Source organism: Neobacillus sp. BP17 (assembly GCF_059579525.1).
Map to the genome: position 1 here is coordinate 2,574,409 of NZ_CM184198.1, position 20,953 is coordinate 2,595,361.

A 20,953-nucleotide genomic window follows, 5' to 3' on the forward strand; every position below is an offset into this window, starting at 1 on the left:
ATGCAGGAAGTACCAAAAGGAAATCTGCGGGAAGGATATACGACAGGGGCCTGCGCAACGGCAACGACCAAAGCGGCGCTAACGGCATTAATAACTTGTGAGCCGCAAACAGAATCAACAATTTACTTGCCAATAAAAAGGTTCGCTACTTTTCAGATAGAAAACTGTGAGCTTACAGAACAAACGGCCACCGCCAGTACGATTAAAGACGCGGGGGATGATCCGGATGCCACCCACAGGGCCTTAATCGTTTCTTCCGTGTCATGGCTCGATGAACCAGGCATTGTGCTTGATGGGGGAATTGGTGTTGGCCGTGTCACAAAGGCCGGCTTGCCCGTTCCTGTTGGCGAGGCGGCCATTAACCCTGTTCCCCGCAGGATGATCCGTGAGACAGCAGAAGGTGTTCTAAAAGAATTCGGGATTACGAGAGGAATTAAGATCGTCATTTCGGTACCAGACGGTGAAGAAATTGCCAAAAAAACGCTCAATGGGCGCTTGGGAATCATTGGGGGAATTTCCATTTTAGGGACCCGCGGGATAGTGGTTCCATTTTCCACAGCCGCCTATAAGGCGAGTATCATCCAGGCGATCAGTGTTGCCCGGGCCAGTGGCTGCGAGCATGTTGTCATTACAACAGGCGGACGGAGCGAGAAAAATGCCATGAAGCAATTCCCCGAACTGTCTGAGGAAGCCTTTATTGAAATGGGTGACTTTGTCGGGTTTACACTTAAACAATGCAAGAAGCAAGGGGTAAAAAGAGTTTCGATGGTCGGCATGATGGGGAAATTCTCAAAGGTGGCAATGGGGATCATGATGGTCCACTCGAAAAGCGCCCTGGTAGATTTTGATTTTTTAGCTGAGGTAGCAAGCAGTACCGGTGCGGATGCAGTTCTGGTTGAAGAAATTCGAACGGCCAATACGGCATCACAGGTTGGCGATATGATGACAGCACAAGGCCATCTCTCCTTTTTCGAAATGCTAAGCGACCATTGCTGCCTTGCTGCGTTAAAGGAAGTCGATGGCGGGATTGATATAGATACGACCCTTTATACCATGAAGGGGGAATTGTTAGGAAAGGCGGTGCGAAAGAGTGGCATCAATTAAAATGATCGGCATTGGGGACGAAGGCAAAGTGAGCCTGCTCCCGATGTACGAAAAGTGGATTAATGAAAGTGAACTATTAGTAGGAGGAAAGAGACAGCTTTCCTTTTTTCCTGAATTCGCCGGCGAAAAAATCGCGATTGAAGGCGGGCTCTCTTCACTTGTCGAACGGCTGCGATCGGAGACGAGAAACGTAGTGATTCTAGCATCTGGAGACCCGCTGTTCTATGGAATTGGAAGCTATTTATCTTCTAAAATCGATTTGGACATTTATCCTTATGTAAGCTCGATCCAGCTTGCTTTTGCCAGAATGAAAGAAAGATGGCAGGATGCGTATTTCACTAGCGTTCACGGCAGAAGTATAAAAGGGCTGGTACAGCGAGTAGATGGAAAAAAAACGGTCGCAATCTTAACCGATACGGAAAATTCCCCAAATAAAATCGCTCAGTATTTGCTTTCCTTTGGCATGACTGAATTTGAGGCGTTTGTGGGAGAGAACCTTGGCAGTGAAAAGGAACGATGCCGCTGGTTTACCCTTGCTGAAATGAAGGATGAAGAGTTTTCACCGCTCAATGTGGTGATTCTCAAGAGAAAAGGGGAAAGCCCACATTGGCCGATTGGCATTGAGAATGCGGAGTTTATTCAGCGCAAACCTGATAAGGGTTTAATTACCAAAAAGGAAATTCGGATACTAAGCATAAGTGCTCTAAGGTTAAAGGAAGACAGTACGGTTTGGGATATTGGCACATGCACTGGTTCTGTTGCGATTGAGGCAGCGAAAATCGCCAGAGAAGGACATGTTTTTGCGATCGAAAAGAACGAGGGTGACCTGGAAAACTGTAAGCAAAATTTAGCCAAGTTCCGTGTGGATGCAACACTCGTTCATGGGAAAGCCCCAGAGGGATTAGATACCTTCCCAGATCCTGATGCGGTTTTTATTGGCGGGACGGCAGGCGGGATGGAAGAGATTTTGGATATTTGCTGCAGCCGCTTGAAAGCCTGTGGACGCATTGTTTTAAATGCCGTAACGATTGAAAATCTATCAGAAGCGATGTTTGCGTTTAAAGAGCGGGGATATGAGACGAACATTACACTGGCGCAAATATCCAGAAGTAAGCCCATTTTGAATTTGACCAGATTTGATGCATTAAATCCAATTTACATAATAGAAGCATGGCGAAAGGAAGGAGAGTAAAAATGTTAGGTACATTATACGGCCTTGGGGTTGGCCCGGGGGATCCAGAGCTCATTACCGTTAAGGCGTTTCGTAAATTAAAGGAATCACCCGTGATTGCCTATCCGAAAAAACAAAAGGGCAGCAAAAGCTATGCCCATCGAATCATTGATGTCTATTTTCAGCCGAACGAAAAAGAAATGCTGGGCCTTGTCTTTCCGATGACAAAGGATCCAGCCACATTGGCAAGAAAATGGACGGAAACGGTGGAAAATGTATGGGAGAAACTCCAGGAGGGTAAGGATGTCGCTTTTGTAACCGAAGGGGATCCTCTTTTATACAGTACGTTTATTCATATGATGCGTTTGATGAAGGAAAAGTATCCGCAGGTTCCGATTGAAGTCGTTCCGGGGATTTCGTCCATCAATGGGGCAGCCTCTAGGCTGGGAATTCCATTGGCAGATGGCGATGAGCATGTGGCGATTGTTCCAGCCCGTGATGACTATGAAACCATGAAAAAAGTTATTCAAGACCATGATTGTGTCATTTTTATAAAAGTAGCGAAGGTCATTGATGTAATGCTTGAAGTATTACGAGATTTAGATTTGCTTGACAAGGCTTCAGTCGTTACAAAGGTAACATCGGATGAGGAGATTATTTGGAGAGCCGACGAGCTCGAAGGAGCGGAGCTTGAATACTTAACATTAATGGTGGTGAGAAAATGAAGCTTTATATCATTGGTGCAGGACCAGGGGATCCTGATTTAATCACGGTAAAAGGTCTTCAGCATCTTCAGGAGGCAGACGTCGTTCTTTATGCCGATTCTCTTGTGAATGAAGACTTAATTGCCAAAGCGAAACCTTCCGCCGAAATATTAAAAACGGCCGGGATGCACTTAGAAGAAATGGTCACCGTTATGGCTGACCGAATTCATCAAGGGAAAAAGGTCGTTCGTGTCCACACGGGCGATCCGGCTGTCTATGGGGCGATTATGGAACAAATCGTCTTGTTAAAGAAGAAAGGAATTGAAGTAGAGATTGTTCCGGGTGTGAGCTCTGTGTTTGCAGCCGCCGCGGCCGCGCAAGCCGAGCTGACGATTCCTGATTTAACGCAAACCGTCATCCTGACAAGAGCTGAAGGCAGGACACCAGTGCCAGAATTTGAAAAGCTGGCGGATTTAGCCAAACATCATTGCACGATTGCGCTTTTCTTAAGTGCGACGTTAACGAAAAAGCTTGTCAAGGAATTGACCGGGGCTGGCTGGAGCATGGATACCCCTGTTGCGGTCGTTTATAAAGCCTCGTGGCCGGATCAAAAAATTGTCCGGTCGACACTGGAACGGTTGGACGAAGATATGCGGGTAAACGGGATTCGTAAACAGGCGATGATCTTAGCCGGCTGGGCGCTAGATGAAAACATCCACGAACAAGATTATCGTTCCAAGCTCTATGACAAAACATTTACACATGGATTCCGCCGGGGGGTGGAGTCGTAATGATCGAGCTCCAAGAAGCGCAAAAGGCGGTCATTCAGCAGAAAGGTGACTATGCCGTTGTTGCGATTACAAAGCATGGGGTCGAACTGGCCCGTAAGCTGGGACATTCGTTTCAAAATGCCGATGTGTACTATATGGCGAAGTTTGAAAAAGGGGATGAGCGGAACAAGGACATCCAGTTATTCACCGGAAGCGTCCGTCTTCTTCTGCCCTCTCTTTTCGAGGCCTATAAGGGGCTGATCATCATCATTTCCCTTGGAGCCGTGGTCCGAATGATTGCGCCTATTTTAAAGGATAAAAAAAAGGATCCTGCCGTTGTCGTGATCGACGATAAGGGCGAACATGTTATCAGCGTGCTGTCAGGCCATATCGGCGGTGCCAATGAACTAACGAAAGAAGTGGCGGCCGCCTTGCTAGCCCGCCCCATTATTACCACCGCTTCAGATGTACAGGAAACGATTGCAGTTGATTTGTTCGGAAAACGGTTTGGCTGGATCTGGGACTCGGCTGAAAAGCTGACGCCCGTTAGCGCTTCGGTTGTGAACGAGGAAAAAATTGCTGTGGTCCAGGAGTCAGGCGAAAAAGACTGGTGGCCATATGGCCGCCCGCTCCCGGGAAATATTCAGCCATATTCATCGATCCAAGAAGCGCTGGCTGCAAAGCCGGATGCTGCCCTAGTGGTAACCCATCGGAATATATCCGAAGACGAAACGGAGATTTTACATAATGGTGTTTTATATCGACCAAAGGTGATTGTCCTTGGAATGGGCTGCAACCGCGGAACCACTCGTGCTGAAATCGAAGCAGTAATCGACGCAACGCTTGAGGAATTAGGGTTTTCGAAAAAAAGTGTCAAAGCGATTTGCACGATTGATCTAAAAAAGGATGAAGCGGGGCTGCTCGAAGTGGCGAATAATAACCGCTGGGAATTTATTTATTACACACCAGCTGAATTGAATAGCATTGAAATTCAGAACCCTTCTGAAACGGTTTTTAGATATACCGGTGCGTACGGTGTCAGTGAGCCGGCTGCCTTGTTGTACAGCGGTGCGGAACAGTTAGCGCTTATGAAGAAGAAATCAGGTAATGTCACCATTTCAGTAGCAGTCATTCCCCATTGATGGAGGAGGGAAAAGAAGATGTCAAATCGCAGACTTGTGATTGCAGGAACAGGCAGCGGTGTCGGAAAAACGACTCTGACCATTGGTCTGATGTCTGCTTTAAGGAAAAAAGGTTATACCGTCCAGGGCTTTAAATGCGGTCCAGATTATATTGACCCGACCTATCATACGGCCGTCACAGGCAGAACGTCTAGAAACATTGACAGCTGGATGCTCAATCACGAGATGGTCAAAGAGATTGTCAACCGTGCAAGTGTTGGGGCGGATATTTCTGTTATCGAGGGGGTAATGGGATTCTTTGATGGGAAAAATCCGCTTAACAATACCGGCTCCACTGCCGAAATCAGTCTCATCACCGAAAGTCCGGTCATTTTGGTCGTCAATTGTGCCAGCATGGCCCGTAGTGCGGCGGCCATCGTCAAGGGATTTCAAACGTTTCTGAAAGAGGCCAATATTGTCGGGGTAATTGCCAATCGGGTAGGAAGCGAAGGCCATTTTAAAATCGTTCAAACCGCGATTGAGCAAGAATGCGGTATTCCCGTCCTAGGCTATTTGAAAAGAAACGAGGAACTCTCGATTCCGGAACGGCATTTAGGGCTGATACCCTCCGTTGAACGGGGAGAATTGGATCCATTTTTTGATCAACTCGGAGATTTAGTGCTTGAAACCGTCGATATAGACTCTTTATATGAGCTGGCCAAAGCATCCCCCTTAAAAGTAAAAGCATACCAGTTTAAGAGACTCGAACAAGCCACCGTAAAAATCGCGGTGGCCCGAGATGCCGCCTTTAACTTTTACTATCAGGAAAACCTCGACATGTTGGCTGCCGCCGGAGCAGAGTTGATCGAGTTCTCCCCATTAAAAGGTGAATGTTTGCCGGAACGTGCGGATGGCTTGTACATTGGCGGGGGATTTCCAGAGGAATTTGCCGAGGAGCTGGCCTTACGGACAGAGGGAAAGGACTCGATTCGATCGGCCATTGAAAAAGGACTGCCAACCTTGGCGGAATGCGGCGGGTTTATGTACTTAACCGAATCGTTGGAAACAACGGATGAAATGAGTTACAAAATGGTCGGGATCATTCCCGGAAAAGTGAAAATGCAAACAAAACTAGCGGCTTTGGGATACCGTGAAATCACCGCAGAAGGAGAAAATTTTTTGTTAGCGGGAAATCTGAGTGCAAGAGGCCATGAATTTCACTACTCTACCTTTCATCCGAGAACGGATTTTGCCCCGGCCTACCAAACGAAAGGAATGCGCGGGTTTAAGCAGGAGGGCTATCTGAAAGGCAATTTAATTGCTGGTTATACCCATTTTCATTTTGGCTCATGCCCTGAGCTTGTGGGAAATTGGGTAAAGAAATGTAAGGAGTTCAAAGAAAATGGCTAAAGCTCTTCCACTTATGTTTCAAGGGACCAATTCGGATGTCGGCAAAAGTGTCATCGTGACAGCCTTTTGTCGGATATTCGCCCAGGACGGATATAAAACGGTTCCGTTTAAATCACAAAATATGGCGTTGAATTCTTATATTACAGTGGACGGGAAAGAAATCGGCAGAGCACAGGGAGTTCAGGCCGAAGCCGCAGGGATTCAGGCAACCACCGACATGAACCCGATTCTACTAAAGCCGAACCGGGATAACCAATCCCAAATTGTCGTCCATGGTAAACCATATAAGAATATGGAAGCAGGAAGGTACCGCCAGGAATTCTTTCAAACGGGATTGACGCTGATTCAACAATCACTCTCCACCCTGTCCCGAAAATATGAACGGATTGTCATTGAAGGGGCAGGCAGTCCGGCCGAGATTAATCTGAATGATCGGGAAATGGTCAATATGCGTGTCGCCAAAATGGCGGATGCCCCTGTGATCTTAATTGGGGACATTGAAAAAGGCGGAGTGTTTGCTAGTTTAGTAGGAACCCTTCAACTGATGGAACCAGCGGACCGCAACCGTGTGATAGGCGTGATTATTAATAAATTCTGCGGCGATATCCGCCTGCTGGAATCTGGATTAACGTGGTTTGAGGAGTATTCAGGTAAACCCGTTCTCGGCGTGATTCCATACTTGCAGAATCTAAATATTGATGCCGAGGATTCAGTGATTCTAAATCAATATACCTCCACTCAAAATACCGAAAAAGAATTGGATATCGCGGTGATCCAGTACCCTAAAATCTCAAATTTCACCGATGTCGACCCGTTTTTTGCCGAGCCGGATTGTCATGTCCGTTTTATAACGAGAGCGGATCAATTACACGACCCAGATTTAGTGATTATCCCAGGCAGCAAGAATACAATTGAAGATTTGCTGTTTTTAAGAAAGAGCGGCATCGCTCGAAAAATAGCAGAATTACAGAAAAAGAAACACACTGTTCTTTTCGGAATCTGTGGCGGCTATCAAATGCTCGGTGACAAAATTGAGGATCCGTTGGCGATCGAGTCGCTCCATCAAGAAATCGAAGGTCTCCAGTTACTGCCGATTGAAACGACCATTACGAAAGAAAAGACGACGATCCTATCAAATGGGATGCTGCATCTCTTCGGAAAAAACTTTCATGTGACAGGTTACGAGATTCATATGGGCGAAACCTTGTCGACAGGAGCGTCCCAAGGGCTTATTTTTACGAATGAAAAATGGGATGGCTGTCATTCTTCAGACGAAACCATTATTGGCACTTATTTTCATGGGATTTTCCATAATGATGAATTTCGTGGAGAATTGCTTAATCAGATCCGCCGCAAAAAGGGGTTGGAACCCATCCACAACCGCCCATCTTTTAACCAATTGAGGGAAGAAGCGTTTGACCGTTTGGCAGAACATGTTAGGGAACATGTAAAACTCGATGTGATTGAACAATTAATGAAGGATTACCAAAATAGGGGGATTACCCAATGAATAGCGTAAAAACAGAGATCCAGCCTCTCGATAGAACAATGGGGCAGCAAGTTCGTGCGTATATCGATACGTTAACCAAACCACCGGGCAGTTTGGGGAGATTGGAGGAATTAGCGATTCAACTGGCGGAAATGACTGCTGAAGCCTTTCCGGTCGTGTCACCGCCTGGTGTGATCGTGTTTGCCGCTGATCATGGCGTGGTGGAAGAAGGGGTGTCCGCTTTCCCGCAGGAAGTAACCTTGCAAATGGTCATGAACTTTTTAAATAGCGGTGCGGCCATCAATGTCTTTAGCCGGCAAATCGGAGCCAAATTTGAAGTCGTCGATATTGGTGTAGCAGCAGATATTGAGGCTGAGGGGTTTGTGAACCGGAAAATTCGCTATGGTACGAATAATTTTTGCCAGCAGGATGCAATGACAAGTGATGAGGCTGAACAAGCCATCGCCGTTGGCTATGAACGGGCGGAACAGATGATTCAACAGGGAATCAAATGCCTAATTGTTGGTGAAATGGGGATTGGCAATACGACGCCAAGCAGTGCGATTACAGCGCTTCTAAGCGGGAAGGATATCGGTGCTCTTGTCGGCCGGGGAACAGGGATTGCGCCAGAAAAAATTCGTCATAAGCAAGAGGTCATCTCACGGGCACTTAAGGAAAGAAACCCTGACCGGAAAGATCCAATCGATATCTTAGCTAAAATTGGCGGCTTGGAAATAGCCGGTATGACAGGTGCAATGCTCTCCGCTGCTCGGAACCGGATTCCGATATTGGTAGATGGATTTATTTGTACTGTAGCCGCTCTTTTAGCAACGGAAATCTGTGAGACAGCAGTGGATTATATGATGGTCGGTCATCGTTCCGTTGAGCCTGGACATGAAATTGCACTGCAGTTATTAGGCAAGAAGCCACTCCTTGATTTAGATTTGCGGCTCGGCGAAGGAAGCGGGGCAGCAGTGGCCTTTCCTATCTTACAATCAGCGACTTTAATGCTGAAAGAAATGGCCACTTTTGCATCAGCCCGAATTTCAAATGAGTAACGTAGGAAAGGAGCGAGAAGATGACAAATGGAAAAGTGTTTCTTGTTGGTGCTGGACCGGGAGACCCTAAGCTTATCACGGTTTACGGGATGGAGTGTATCCAAGAGGCGGATGTGATTTTATATGACCGCTTAGTAAATGAGGAACTGTTGAAATATGCAAAGTCGGAGGCAGAGCTGATATTTTGCGGCAAACAGCCAGGAAGACATCAGATCATTCAAGATCAAATTCACGAGCTGTTAATTGAAAAAGCCAGTCAGGGCAAGACTGTTACCAGATTAAAAGGAGGCGACCCCTGCATTTTCGGCCGTGTCGGTGAAGAAGCGGAAATTCTCGCCGAACATGGGGTCCGCTATGAAATGGTGCCGGGGATTACAGCCGGTATTGCAGCGCCTGCTTATGCCGGAATTCCGGTGACCCACCGCGATTATGCCTCCTCTTTCGCGATTGTCACTGGCCACAGCCGAGCGGAAAAGGATGAGGATCAATTAAATTGGCCAGCCCTCGCTCAAGGAATCGATACGATTGCCTTTTATATGGGAATTGGGAATTTACCCTATATTGTTTCGAGATTAATCGAGAACGGAAAGAGTCCTGATACGAAAGCCGCTATTATCCAATGGGGGACGACGGCCAAGCAGAAAACGGTGACCGGAAGTTTAAAGGATATCGAAGTCCGGCTCCTTGAAGCCGGGATTACTCATCCGGCGATTGTTCTCGTGGGCGATGTGGTCGGCCTGCGCGAGAAATTACGCTGGTATCAAGAAGCAGAAGAAAAACAAATAGTTGGAAATGGGAGGGACTAAGATGTCGATTATAGCGGAAATCAAAAATCGAAGAGCGATCCGTGATTATGCGGCGCGAGAGGTCGAAGATGAAAAGATTCACAACTTATTAGAAGCTGCGACATGGGCACCGAATGACCGGATGCGGGAACCGTGGAGCTTCTATGTGATTAAAGGCGAAGCAAAAAAACGGTATGAGGCCTTGGCCAATGAGTATTTACAGGAACGCTTTCCAACCAAACCAAATTTAATTGAAAGCTCCTTGAAGGTACTGAAAATCACACCGGTTCATATTGTCGTTACAGCCGACATCGTTCCAGGAGATGAAGAGGCATCTGCTGATAATGAATATGCCGTATGCTGCGCAATCCATTCAATGTGGCTTGCCGCCAAAGAATTGGGATTAGGGCTGGTCTGGCGGACAAGGGGCGTCGGACTTGTTCGCGACCAACGAATGGTTGAGTTTATTGGATCACCAGAAAACAAGAAAATTATCGGAAATTTGTTTATCGGTTATCCTGATCCAGAAGTATTAAAAAAGGCGAAATTGCCGGTTCGGACATCCTTTGAAGAAAAAACAGTCTGGCTGTAACGAGGAGTGAAGCGAATGGAAGAGGTAACAGCAAGCAAAGCAAAGAGAGGTCTTACATTGGTTTACACCGGTGATGGAAAAGGGAAAACGACGGCAGCCTTAGGGCTCGCTGTCCGTGCCGCCGGCCGGGGAAAACGGGTGCTCATTATTCAATTTATTAAATCACCTGATCGAACGTATGGAGAAAAAATTACGTTCGAGAAATTGGGGATTGAAATCGTGCAGACAGGTGTCGGCTTTACGTGGACGAAAACACCGGAGGAACATCGGGAAGCCCTAAAAACAGCGTGGGCATTTACGAAAGAAAAGGTACAGTTTGGCGGTTACGATGTTGTCATTATAGATGAACTGAATAATGCACTCGCGATTGATAATTTTCCGATTGACGATGTCCTTCCGTTGACAGAAGTATTGGAGTTGATTCAGCAGCGCCCCAAGGGGATGCATCTGATCATCACCGGACGGTCAGCCAAAGAAGAGATCATCGAATGCGCGGATTTAGTAACCGAAATGAAACCCGTTAAGCACTATTATAATGAAGGAATTCCTGCCGTGAAGGGGATTGAGTTTTAATGGTCTACATTGAAGGCCTCGGAAGTCTAATTATATGAAACTAGGAAAAGGAAGCTGCAATGGAACATTTGGAGAATTGGTCCAAGGAATCATTGGTGATCGCCCTTATTTAATCACCCTGCCGATACCGAGTTTAAGAAGTGAGGCTAGGTTTATTCCAGATCCAATCACTTACGGGATAAGAGTGGCAGACTCAAAAGTGAAAGCTCAAAGAGCAGGGGAATGGTTACTCCAACTGTTTGGCGTAAAGGGCGGCGGGGTTCTCGAGATACGCTCTAATATCCCAGTTGGTAAAGGTTTGGCCAGCAGTTCAGCAGATATTGTTGCTGCATTAAGAGCAATTGCTGAAAGCTATAGTCTTCCGCTCACAAATGAAATAATCTCGATGATTGCCGCAAAAGTGGAACCTACCGATGGGGTAATGTATGAGGAAGTCGTGGTCTATGACTATATTCACGGTCAGCTGATTGAAAGCTTTGGGGCCTTACCACCATTCATCCTCGTTGGTATCGACATTGGGGGTATGATCAACACAATTGAATTTAATGAATTTCCGAAAGAGTACAGCCAGGATGATCAACAGCAATTTATTAAAGCGTATGATCTGGTAACAAAAGGGTTTAAGGAAAAAATTTTTACTTATATTGGGGAGGCAGCAACCCTCAGTGCACGGGTGAATCAAAAAATTTTGCCAAAACCTGTTTTTCCTCTATTAGATCAGCTGGCCCATCGCTATCAGGGCGGAATCGTTGTCGCCCACAGTGGAACGGTCGCGGGAATTTTACTAGATGGAAATCTTCCAAACGGTGATGAGGTGGTTTCACATTTATTTAGGGAAATGTCACTCGCTTTCAAAGGTGTTCCTATAAATTTATTTCATTATGAAAGCAGGGAAAAGATAATAATTTGAAAGACTTGCAAAGTTTGATTTCAATTGATTTTTTATGTTGCAACTGTTTATAAAAGGGAGGAATTATTTAAATGGAAACTGTATCACTGTTTTTACTTGTTTTTGTATTGGGGCTTCGGCATGGGTTGGATGCTGATCATCTTGCCTTTATTGATGGACAAACCCGTTATAATTGGAGAATGGGCAGTTCGTTTGCACCTTGGGTGGGGACATTATTTTCATTGGGTCACGGAGGAATGGTAGCATTAACAGCAGGTATTTTAGGAATGGTGATAGAGAATTTTTCATTCCCATCTTTTTTTGATAATTTTGCATCATGGGTGTCGATAATTTCTTTATTCCTTATTGGAACGTTAAATACGTATAATCTGTTACGCACTAGAAACAATCACGAAGAGTTTCAACTGAGCGGACTAAAGGGAAAGTTTATTCCAAAAATTGCGAAGGGGACTACAAATCCTTTTCTTATTATTTTAGTAGGTGCTTTGTTTGCCTTGGCTGCCGAGACAGTAAGTCAAACCGCCGTCTGGTCTTTGGCGGCAGGAAATGCAAGTCAATATACCCCTATATTTTTAGGGCTAGTTTTTATGTTTGGCATGATGATTACAGATACAATTGATTCGATGATTGTTTATAAAATGGTGAACCAGTCCAGCAAAATCGGTCAAGCTGCGTCAAGAATAATGGGTTGGGTGATTGTCGTTTTGGCATACGGGGTTTCCTTCTATCTGGCATTTACTTTCTTTAACCCTTGGGCAGAACTAGATTTCGAAATCGTGGGGGCCATTCTTTTCATTTTCTTACTCGCATCATTTATCTTTATAAGTGTTTACTCTAAGAAACAGAATTATGAAATAAATACTACTAATTAATTATAAAAGCTCTGACAATTTTATTGTGTCAGAGCTCTTTTATCTTGTAAGGAGCCGCAATGGCATAAGTCATCATCCAGATGAGTGGAGTTCGTTTACTGATCACACCCTTTTAGAGTCATAGTATCAGTATGTCCAAGCATTAGAGATTAATAGCGATTGATTTGAGTTTTTTGCACCAAGACCCATTTTTTTCTTCTGTTTTTATATTCGGTTTTCTTTTATACTTGAATGATCTTAACAATGAGGTAAACTGTATGGAACATACTAAAAACTTACTCTTACAAGTAATGATTATTTTGATCCCTGTCTTTTTTTATTCTATGTATTTAACCAATCATCATCAATTCATCGAAACGAAACGTCAAAAATTAATTTTCAGTTTCTTGGCAACGATTACATTATTATTGTGCATGTCCTTTCCGATCTATTCGGATGTAAACGAGCGAAATGACCTGCGGTTTGTAGCTCTTATGATAGGTATATTTTATGGAGGTGGATACGCAACAGGTATTGTTCTCACGATCATTTTATTGTTGTATCGTTGGTATTTCGGGGGGGCAGGTTTTTATTCAACGGCATACGAAGTCCTTTTCTTCTTACCCATGTTTTTTTTAGCATATCCACGTTTCATCCAACAGGATCGAGCAGGTCGAATGAAACTGGCTTGGATGATAACATCGGGGATGTCCTTGATCTTCATCCTCGTGGATTTTCAAGAGATGGATTTTTTTAACCACACACTTCAGGAAATTTTAGCGATATGTGTTGCCACCATAGTAACCGTCTTTTTGATTGAAACCCTAAGGGAAAATGCCCAGTTACACCTGGAAGCTCAACAGGCGGAAAAATATAAGATACTCGGAGAATTGGCCAGTTCCTTTGCTCATGAAGTTCGAAATCCCATGCAGACCAATCGAGGATTTCTCCAGTTACTTCTAGAATCGCCAATTTCAGATACGTATAAAAGGTATGTTCAAATTTGTATAGAAGAAGTGGATCGAACGAATGACGTCATTACTGAATATCTTTCGCTTGCCAAGCCAGAAGCGGATACGAAAGAGTCCGTCGATGTTTGCAAAAAAATACAAACAGTCGTCAAGATTCTCTACTCCTATGCTTTAGAACGAAAAGTAAGCATAGACGTCCGACTTCCGGAGCAAAAGTGTGCAATATTGGGTCATCCCCCAAAAATGAAACAAGCCTTCCTCAATATCATCAAAAATAGCATCGAAGCGATGCCTCAAGGTGGTGCGGTTTCCATTTGCGTGAAACAGGAGTCACAGCACGTGATGATCCAAATCCAAGATGAGGGAGTGGGGATGAATGAAGACGAAGTGAAACGTCTTGGACAACCATTTTATTCCCTGAAAGAAAAAGGAACCGGCATAGGACTCATGGTGAGCTATCGCATTATTGACTCGCTTCATGGAAAAATCACCGTCCAGAGCCAAAAAGGAAAAGGAACCACGTTTACCATTCGGTTCCCTCTCCATAATTGTAAAAATATAATCGCCATTAAAACTGACAAACTACATGGAGAGTATAAATTTAACGATTGATGAAAACGATAGCTATGATTGTAGTTGATGGATTTCGCAAGGTTAGAATTCGTTAATAAGTATTTCCTATTAAAATATTAGATATAAGAAATTAAAATTGGGGTTGCAGCGGCAACCCCTCTTTAGAGTGGAGTATAGGAAATAACGTGTGCTTTTTTGTTCTTGCTTTTGGCTAGAAATTAGTCATTTCTAATTTGTGGTTGTAATATTAAACAATTTGGGCTTTATAACTGGTTTAGCTGTTTACTGGAATTCGTGTTTGCCCCTCCAGCGATTGCGGTTTCTGTTGGCTCGGATATCGATTTCTTAATCCCAAGTATTAATGCCATTTATGCAACGGTCGGAATGTTTATTTTATTTATTTTGGTCAACCTCATCGGTGTAAAAGGTGCCGCTATCATTGAGTTAGTGGCAACGGTATTGGCACTAATCGGTCTCTCAATTTATTACGTGGCCGGTTTACCTCATGTTCAATCATCCAATATATTTAATGATATGGCTTTTAGTCATGGCTGGTCCGGTGTTTTAGCAGCGATTCCATTGTTTGGAGTGGAGCTGCCTTTGGCAGGTGTGATTCTGACGATTTTTGGTGTGGCGATTGTCTACTATTTCTTAGTAGGATCCAAGAAACTTCGTCCAATGTCGGAGGAGTTTGTTTCCATTGAGGATGTGACTTCTGAAGAAACAGGGACAGAGGAGCAAATAGGATAAGGTTCAATAGAAAAAGATGTTCCATTGGAATGGGGCATCTTTTTTGTATTAGTTGTAAGGATTGGATACAGGCCATTGCCAAATTGAAGTAGGTTCATATGTATACGGGAAAGGGAAGGCAGCTGTAAAGAAGCAAAATACATTAAATAAGTTGGCATTGACTGCCTTGACTGATATAATAGTAAAATAATAACTGAAATACGATGAAATGTGGGGGAACCGGTGTTGCCGGTTGAGATTTAGTCCGTGAGACTTATGACCCTTGGAACCTGATCTGGTTGATACCGGCGGAGGGAACATATTCTTAAACAATTAATTGTTTGCTGATATGCACTCAGGTTCTTTGCCTGAGTGCTTTATTTTGTTTAAGCAAGTTTTTGCCTTCTAACCAACACTAAGGTTTCGCTCTATTTCATTTGTTTCACTTTAGATTTTATTTTACATATGGAGGGATACAACATGAAGAAATGGCTAGTACTACTCCTTTCAGTCCTTCTAGTGACTGGATGCAGCAGCAAAAAAGAAACAGAAAACACAAAAGAAAAAAAACAGCCGCTTAAAAAGGTCTCGGTTGTACTGGATTGGACGCCAAATACCAATCATACTGGATTATATGTAGCAAAAGAAAAAGGATTCTTTAAAAAAGAAGGCTTGGATGTGGATATTATCATGCCGGGTGAGACTGGTGCTGACCAACTAGTCGCTTCTGGCAAGGCGCAGTTTGGTGTAGGTTACCAAGAAGCGATTACCCAGGCACGGATACAAGGGGTACCGCTCGTATCGATCGCTGCAGTGATTCAGCACAATACATCAGGATTCGCTTCACCAGCTGGCAAACAGATTCAATCTCCGAAGGATTTTGAAGGAAAAACATACGGTGGATGGGGATCGCCAGTCGAAAAATCTGTCATCACTTCTCTAATGAAAAAGGAAAACGCTGATGCCAATAAGGTGAAAATCGTGAACATGGGGGATACCGACTTTTTTACGGCTGTGAAACGAGACATCGATTTCGCTTGGATTTACTATGGGTGGACTGGTGTAGAAGCAGAGCTTCGTAATGAAAAAATTAATATGGTTTACTTAACAGATTACTCTGACAAACTGGACTACTATACACCTGTTTTAGAAACAAACGAAAAGATGATTGAAGAGAACCCAGAAACGGTTAAGGCATTCGTAAATGCCGCTGCCAAGGGGTATGAATTTGCCATTAAAAACCCTGATCAAGCTGCAGATATCCTGATTAAAGCAGCACCGGATTTAGATCCAAAGCTGGTAAAGAAGAGTCAAGAATGGTTGTCTCCGAAATATCAGGATGATGCAAAGGAATGGGGAATTCAAAAGCAAGAGATTTGGGAAAATTATGCCCAATGGATGTATGAGAATAAACTTCTAGATAAGAAATTAGATGCGAAAAAAGCATTTACAAATGAATTTTTACCAAAACAGTAGGGGGTAGAAAAATATGGCGAATTCATTAATCAGCATTCAAATCATCCCGAAAACAAAGGATGGAGAAGACGTCATTCCATACGTCGATGAAGCGATTAAAGTCATTGCTGAATCTGGTGTGAAATATGAGGTACACCCGTTAGAAACAACCATGGAAGGCGAACTCCACGAATTATTTACGGTGATTTCAAAAATGAATGAACGAATGATTGAAATGGGAAGCAAAAATGTCATTTCTCAAGTGAAAATCCTTTATCAGCCATCTGGCATTGCCATGGATGACTTAACGGAGAAATATCGATGATGAAGAAGAATCTTGGAAAAGGGTGGAGACCGATTTTGGTTCTCCTCCTTTTGTTTGTCATTTGGGAGATTGTTGTTAAAATAGCAGAAGTGCCGGAATGGCTTCTTCCGCCGCCATCAAAGATTTTCATTGAGGCCATTGCCGGTTGGCGTGATTTTTATCCTGATGTGTTTTCAACGGTTAAAATTTCACTATTTGGATTTGTCGTTGGAGCATTCATTGGACTGGCGGTCGCTATTTTATTCCATCTGGTGCCTGTTTTAAGGGATTCTTTCTATCCATTGTTGATTTTATCGCAAAATGTTCCCATTATCGTTCTGGCTCCACTGTTGGTCATTTGGTTTGGGTTTGGATTATTGCCCAAAATGATTGTCATCACGCTTGTTTGTTTCTTTCCGATTACAGTCGCTGCTTTGGATGGATTTAGCCAAACCCCTTCCGAGTTGAAGCATTATATGAAAATGGCAGGTGCAACCAAAACACAGCTTTTTTGGAAATTGGAGCTGCCGTCATCACTGCCCTCGATTTTTTCAGGCTTTAAGGTTTCTGCCACGTATAGTGTAATGGGTGCCGTTATTTCTGAATGGCTTGGTGCCAAGCAAGGGATTGGTGTCTTTATGACATTCGCCTCGTCGTCTTTTCGAACGGATCGGGTATTCGTTGCCATTTTTACGATCATGTTCTTAAGCCTCTTTTTTTTCTTTTTCATCGTTTTTATAGAACAAAGAGTGGTTCGCTGGCAGCCGAAAGGGGATAAGAAAAAATGAGCTATCTTCGTTTTCAACACGTTTCGAAACGTTTCCGGCAAAATGAAGTACTGAAAGACCTTGATTTTTCCATTAATAAAGATGAATTTGTTTCTATTATTGGTCCTTCAGGCAGTGGAAAAAGCACCATTTTCAATTTAATTGGAGGAATTCTTTCGCCAGATGAAGGGGAGATCCTATTAGACGGCCAGTGCATTAATGGCAAGCGTGGTTTTATTAGCTATATGCCTCAGACTTCTTCTCTTTTCCCGTGGAGGACAATTCTTGAAAATGTCCTTCTTGGCCAAGAGCTTCATGGTAAAAAAGACGTAAAAGCAGCACGAGAAATGCTGGCGATTGCCGGACTCTCAGATTATGAAAACGCCTATCCTCACATGCTGTCTGGAGGAATGAAGCAGCGAGCTGCTTTTATCCGTGCCTTATTGAGCCCGCAAGAGGTGATCTGTCTTGATGAACCTTTTTCCGCTTTAGATGAGCTAACCCGGTTTGAAATGCAGAAATGGTTAATGGACATGTGGGAATCGCATCGACGGACGATTCTTTTTATTACTCACAATATTGAGGAAGCACTGTATCTATCCGATCGAGTGATGATGCTGTCTGGTAAGCAAGCAACGGTCGTTTCAAATATAGAGGTTCCTTTTGATAGGCCGCGGCACGAAGGGATTCTGCTGGATGAAAGCTTTATTCAATGCAAAAGGGATATATATTACCAATTAGTAGGTGAAGTCAAATGAAGATGATCGACGCTCATATCCATTTGGATCACTATCAGGATGAGGAAATCAAACGGATGGTATTGGATTCTGCCCAAATCGAGGCCTTGATTTCTGTATCGTTTCATTTGGATTCCAGTAAAAGAAACCTTTTACTATCACAAAAATATCAAAAGGTAAAACCTGCTTTTGGCTACCATCCCGAACAATCATTGCCTTCTGAAAACGAGCTGAACGGGCTGCTCAATTGGATGGACGACCACTGTGACGAAATGATTGCTGTAGGAGAGGTGGGTCTGCCATACTACTTAAGGCAAGAGCAGGGGATTTCAATTGCTCCTTATCTTGAAGTATTGGAAGTGTTTATCAGGAAGGCGAAAATATGGGACAAACCGATTGTTCTTCATGCTGTTTACGATGATGCACCTCTCGTTTGTGACCTTCTCGAAAAATATTCTGTTTCCAAAGCGCATTTTCATTGGTTTAAAGGGGATCAGAAAACAATAGACCGTATGATACGAAACGGCTATCATATTTCTATTACCCCGGATGTGGTGTATGAACAAGAAATCCAGCAGCTTGTCAGCGTCTATCCTCTCGAGCTTATGATGGTTGAAACCGATGGTCCTTGGCCATTTGAAGGTCCATTTGCGGGGAAAGTGACCCATCCGAATATGATCGAGGAATCCATAAGGAAAATCGCTCTGCTCAAAAAGCTTTCCGCTGAGGAAGTTTCAGATGTCTTACATCAAAACACAAAAGGGTTTTACCACATAACAACTTGAAGCTGCCGATCAAACATTGGCAGCTTTCTTTATTTGGAAATAATGAACAGAAAACCAAGTGATTCATAAAGATCTGTGATACATAGAAATGTGTTTTAGTTATCGGTTGGCTCTTTTTTAAATTCTCATCAATTACTTGTGAATTAAACTTTTATTCTAGGTTTCGTATAATAATCAGGGGTATACGAAACGAATCCTATTAAAAAAACCACAAGAGCTGCTATTTTAATACAAGGGAAGGATATCTGTTTCAGGTAGATTCCGATTAATTTCCTTATATAAGGTAATAATAATGCTATCAGAAAAATGATGAATTTATTATAAATAAGATAACAATATTTTACAGAAGATGGTCCTTGTGCTAGCTGTAGGCAGGGGACATTAGTTGATAAATATGTGGAAAAATATTGTTTCCTATCTTCTAGACTGGATTGTTTTTATGCAAGTATTTATTGCGTTTTTCATCCCATGTTCTATCTCGAGATTTTTTAGTTGGATCAGTACTTCAAAGGAAGAGTGATGAGAATGTGGAGATCAAAGACCAGAAAAACAAAAAAACATGCAATTGAAAGTGAAAATAAGGAAGAATATAAGCCTTATGAAAATTTAACAGGTTATTTTACGGGCGATTTCACCTTGGATTTGGACCTTATTAGGCAAGAAATCAGTCATAATTCAGATATGCACATTCGAGAGTTTAATATCGGGCGCACGGGTATTCGGGCGGCCATCATTTTTGTGGAAGGACTTTCCGATAAAGATCTCATCGACAAACATATTATGAAATCATTGATGATTGATTTTTTCGACGAATTTAAACAGGAACCATCTTATGTGAAAGGAACCATTTCAAAAGAGTTTATAAAAAATCAAATTCTTTCCATTAGTGATGTAAAAGAAGCCCATCATATAAAAGAGTTGATACCAAAAGTATTGACAGGTTCAACCGCCCTATTGATTGATGGATTATCAGATGTGTTCATACTTGGTACAACCAAAGCAAACAAACGGAATATTGAAGAGCCGGCATCAGAAGCATTGGTCAGAGGTCCACGAGTTGGTTTCACTGAAAGTTTAACAGATAATACCGCCCTTTTGAGAAGCCATGGTGAAAACGTGAACTTATCATTAATAAAATTCCAAGTAGGTAAAAACGCAAAAAAAGAATTGGTCATCGCCTATATGAAAGAGATTGCTGATCCGGAGTTAGTTGAAGAGGTAAAGAAAAGAATTCAGAAAATCGATATTGATCATGTACCGGAATCAGGCTATGTAGAGCAACTGATCGAAGATAATTACCTCAGTCCCTTTCCTCAAGTACAAAGTACAGAGCGTCCCGATCGTGTAATCAGCGGATTGATGGAAGGACGAGTAGCAATCTTGTTAGATGGAACGCCTTTCGCTTTGATCGTTCCAGTTACATTCAGTATGCTATTGCAATCGCCGGAAGATTATTATGAACGATGGATTCCCGGCACTATCTTCCGTCTATTGCGTTTTGGAGCAGCCATTGTTGCGTTGTTTGCACCTTCATTGTATATTTCTTTTATCTCGTTTCATCAGGGATTGATCCCAACCGAGTTAGCCATTTCAATCATAGAAACTAGGGAAGGTGTGCCCTTTCCTGCATTAATAGAAGCACTCCTTATGGAAGTAGCCATCGAAATTTTACGGGAGGCTGGGTTGCGCTTACCTAAAGCCATTGGCCCAGCGATGGGGATTGTTGGCGGACTGATCATCGGTGAAGCAGCCGTACAAGCAGGTATTGTTAGTAATATTATGGTTATTGTAGTTTCAATAACCGCCATTTCTTCCTTTGCCATTCCGAGTTATAATGCAGGGATCCCATTGCGTATTCTTCGCTTTGTAGCCATGTTTTTTGCTGCATTGTTTGGATTGTTCGGAGTCATACTGTTTTTCCTCTTACTTTGCAGTCATTTGGTGAAACTGAAGAGTTTTGGCGTACCTTATGCAAGTCCTGCTGTACCTTATCGACTAAGTGACTGGAAAGATTTTATGGTTCGCATGCCACTTCAGATGATGAAACTTCGTCCGAAGATGATGCAGACAAAAAATCAAGTTCGTAAAAGATAG

General features: G+C 43.3%; 21 protein-coding genes and 1 riboswitch. All 21 genes read left to right on the forward strand.

Going from position 1 to position 20,953, the window contains the following annotated elements; translation table 11 throughout:
- Positions 1-1,104 carry a cobalt-precorrin-5B (C(1))-methyltransferase gene (locus AC4QJR_RS12485; RefSeq protein WP_496526377.1) on the forward strand — a complete coding sequence of 368 codons (1,104 nt, stop codon included), beginning with the start codon at positions 1-3 and terminating at the stop codon, positions 1,102-1,104.
- Between the two features lies 1 nt (position 1,105).
- Positions 1,106-2,296 carry a precorrin-6y C5,15-methyltransferase (decarboxylating) subunit CbiE gene (cbiE, locus tag AC4QJR_RS12490; RefSeq protein ID WP_496526671.1) on the forward strand — a complete coding sequence of 397 codons (1,191 nt, stop codon included), beginning with the start codon at positions 1,106-1,108 and terminating at the stop codon, positions 2,294-2,296.
- Positions 2,297-2,298: 2 nt separating this feature from the next.
- Complete coding sequence (cobI, locus tag AC4QJR_RS12495) at positions 2,299-3,000, forward strand: precorrin-2 C(20)-methyltransferase (protein WP_496526378.1); 702 nt, start codon at positions 2,299-2,301, stop codon at positions 2,998-3,000.
- Positions 2,997-3,770 (forward strand): precorrin-4 C(11)-methyltransferase, encoded by a 774-nt coding sequence (gene cobM / locus AC4QJR_RS12500; protein ID WP_496526379.1) that lies wholly within the window; start codon positions 2,997-2,999, stop codon positions 3,768-3,770. Before cobI ends, cobM begins: the two co-directional genes overlap by 4 nt.
- Entirely contained in the window at positions 3,770-4,891 is a 1,122-nt protein-coding gene (locus AC4QJR_RS12505; RefSeq protein ID WP_496526380.1) for a cobalt-precorrin 5A hydrolase, read from the forward strand. The genes cobM and AC4QJR_RS12505 overlap by 1 nt, the downstream gene beginning before the upstream one ends.
- 18 nt (positions 4,892-4,909) lie before the next feature.
- A complete protein-coding gene (locus tag AC4QJR_RS12510; protein ID WP_496526381.1) occupies positions 4,910-6,280 on the forward strand; it encodes a cobyrinic acid a,c-diamide synthase CobB in 1,371 nt (456 codons plus the stop codon).
- On the forward strand, positions 6,273-7,790 hold the full coding sequence (locus tag AC4QJR_RS12515) for a cobyric acid synthase (protein WP_496526382.1): 1,518 nt from the start codon (positions 6,273-6,275) through the stop codon (positions 7,788-7,790). The genes AC4QJR_RS12510 and AC4QJR_RS12515 overlap by 8 nt, the downstream gene beginning before the upstream one ends.
- Positions 7,787-8,827 (forward strand): nicotinate-nucleotide--dimethylbenzimidazole phosphoribosyltransferase, encoded by a 1,041-nt coding sequence (cobT, locus tag AC4QJR_RS12520; protein WP_496526383.1) that lies wholly within the window; start codon positions 7,787-7,789, stop codon positions 8,825-8,827. The genes AC4QJR_RS12515 and cobT overlap by 4 nt, the downstream gene beginning before the upstream one ends.
- Before the next feature lie 20 nt (positions 8,828-8,847).
- The gene (cobA, locus tag AC4QJR_RS12525) at positions 8,848-9,633 is read left to right on the forward strand and encodes a uroporphyrinogen-III C-methyltransferase (protein WP_496526384.1); all 786 of its coding nucleotides are present in this window, start codon (positions 8,848-8,850) and stop codon (positions 9,631-9,633) included.
- Position 9,634: 1 nt separating this feature from the next.
- Complete coding sequence (locus AC4QJR_RS12530) at positions 9,635-10,204, forward strand: nitroreductase family protein (RefSeq protein ID WP_496526385.1); 570 nt, start codon at positions 9,635-9,637, stop codon at positions 10,202-10,204.
- Positions 10,205-10,219: 15 nt separating this feature from the next.
- Complete coding sequence (cobO, locus tag AC4QJR_RS12535) at positions 10,220-10,777, forward strand: cob(I)yrinic acid a,c-diamide adenosyltransferase (RefSeq protein WP_496526386.1); 558 nt, start codon at positions 10,220-10,222, stop codon at positions 10,775-10,777.
- Positions 10,778-10,811: 34 nt separating this feature from the next.
- Positions 10,812-11,687 carry a GHMP family kinase ATP-binding protein gene (locus tag AC4QJR_RS12540; protein WP_496526387.1) on the forward strand — a complete coding sequence of 292 codons (876 nt, stop codon included), beginning with the start codon at positions 10,812-10,814 and terminating at the stop codon, positions 11,685-11,687.
- A 71-nt stretch (positions 11,688-11,758) separates the two neighbouring features.
- Positions 11,759-12,559, forward strand: a complete 801-nt coding sequence (locus AC4QJR_RS12545) for a HoxN/HupN/NixA family nickel/cobalt transporter (protein WP_496526388.1) — start codon at positions 11,759-11,761, stop codon at positions 12,557-12,559.
- A gap of 257 nt (positions 12,560-12,816) precedes the next feature.
- A complete protein-coding gene (locus AC4QJR_RS12550; RefSeq protein ID WP_496526389.1) occupies positions 12,817-14,121 on the forward strand; it encodes an ATP-binding protein in 1,305 nt (434 codons plus the stop codon).
- 255 nt (positions 14,122-14,376) lie between these two features.
- Positions 14,377-14,832 (forward strand): hypothetical protein, encoded by a 456-nt coding sequence (locus tag AC4QJR_RS12555; protein WP_496526390.1) that lies wholly within the window; start codon positions 14,377-14,379, stop codon positions 14,830-14,832.
- A gap of 202 nt (positions 14,833-15,034) precedes the next feature.
- Positions 15,035-15,145: riboswitch (TPP riboswitch) on the forward strand.
- A gap of 146 nt (positions 15,146-15,291) precedes the next feature.
- Positions 15,292-16,287, forward strand: a complete 996-nt coding sequence (locus tag AC4QJR_RS12560; RefSeq protein ID WP_098574139.1) for an ABC transporter substrate-binding protein — start codon at positions 15,292-15,294, stop codon at positions 16,285-16,287.
- Between the two features lie 13 nt (positions 16,288-16,300).
- Complete coding sequence (locus AC4QJR_RS12565) at positions 16,301-16,591, forward strand: thiamine-binding protein (RefSeq protein ID WP_098574141.1); 291 nt, start codon at positions 16,301-16,303, stop codon at positions 16,589-16,591.
- Positions 16,591-17,358, forward strand: coding sequence for an ABC transporter permease (locus AC4QJR_RS12570; protein WP_098574203.1), 768 nt, complete (start codon positions 16,591-16,593; stop codon positions 17,356-17,358). The genes AC4QJR_RS12565 and AC4QJR_RS12570 overlap by 1 nt, the downstream gene beginning before the upstream one ends.
- Complete coding sequence (locus AC4QJR_RS12575; RefSeq protein WP_496526391.1) at positions 17,355-18,095, forward strand: ABC transporter ATP-binding protein; 741 nt, start codon at positions 17,355-17,357, stop codon at positions 18,093-18,095. Before AC4QJR_RS12570 ends, AC4QJR_RS12575 begins: the two co-directional genes overlap by 4 nt.
- On the forward strand, positions 18,092-18,859 hold the full coding sequence (locus AC4QJR_RS12580) for a TatD family hydrolase (protein WP_496526392.1): 768 nt from the start codon (positions 18,092-18,094) through the stop codon (positions 18,857-18,859). Before AC4QJR_RS12575 ends, AC4QJR_RS12580 begins: the two co-directional genes overlap by 4 nt.
- Before the next feature lie 519 nt (positions 18,860-19,378).
- A complete protein-coding gene (locus AC4QJR_RS12585) occupies positions 19,379-20,953 on the forward strand; it encodes a spore germination protein (RefSeq protein WP_496526393.1) in 1,575 nt (524 codons plus the stop codon).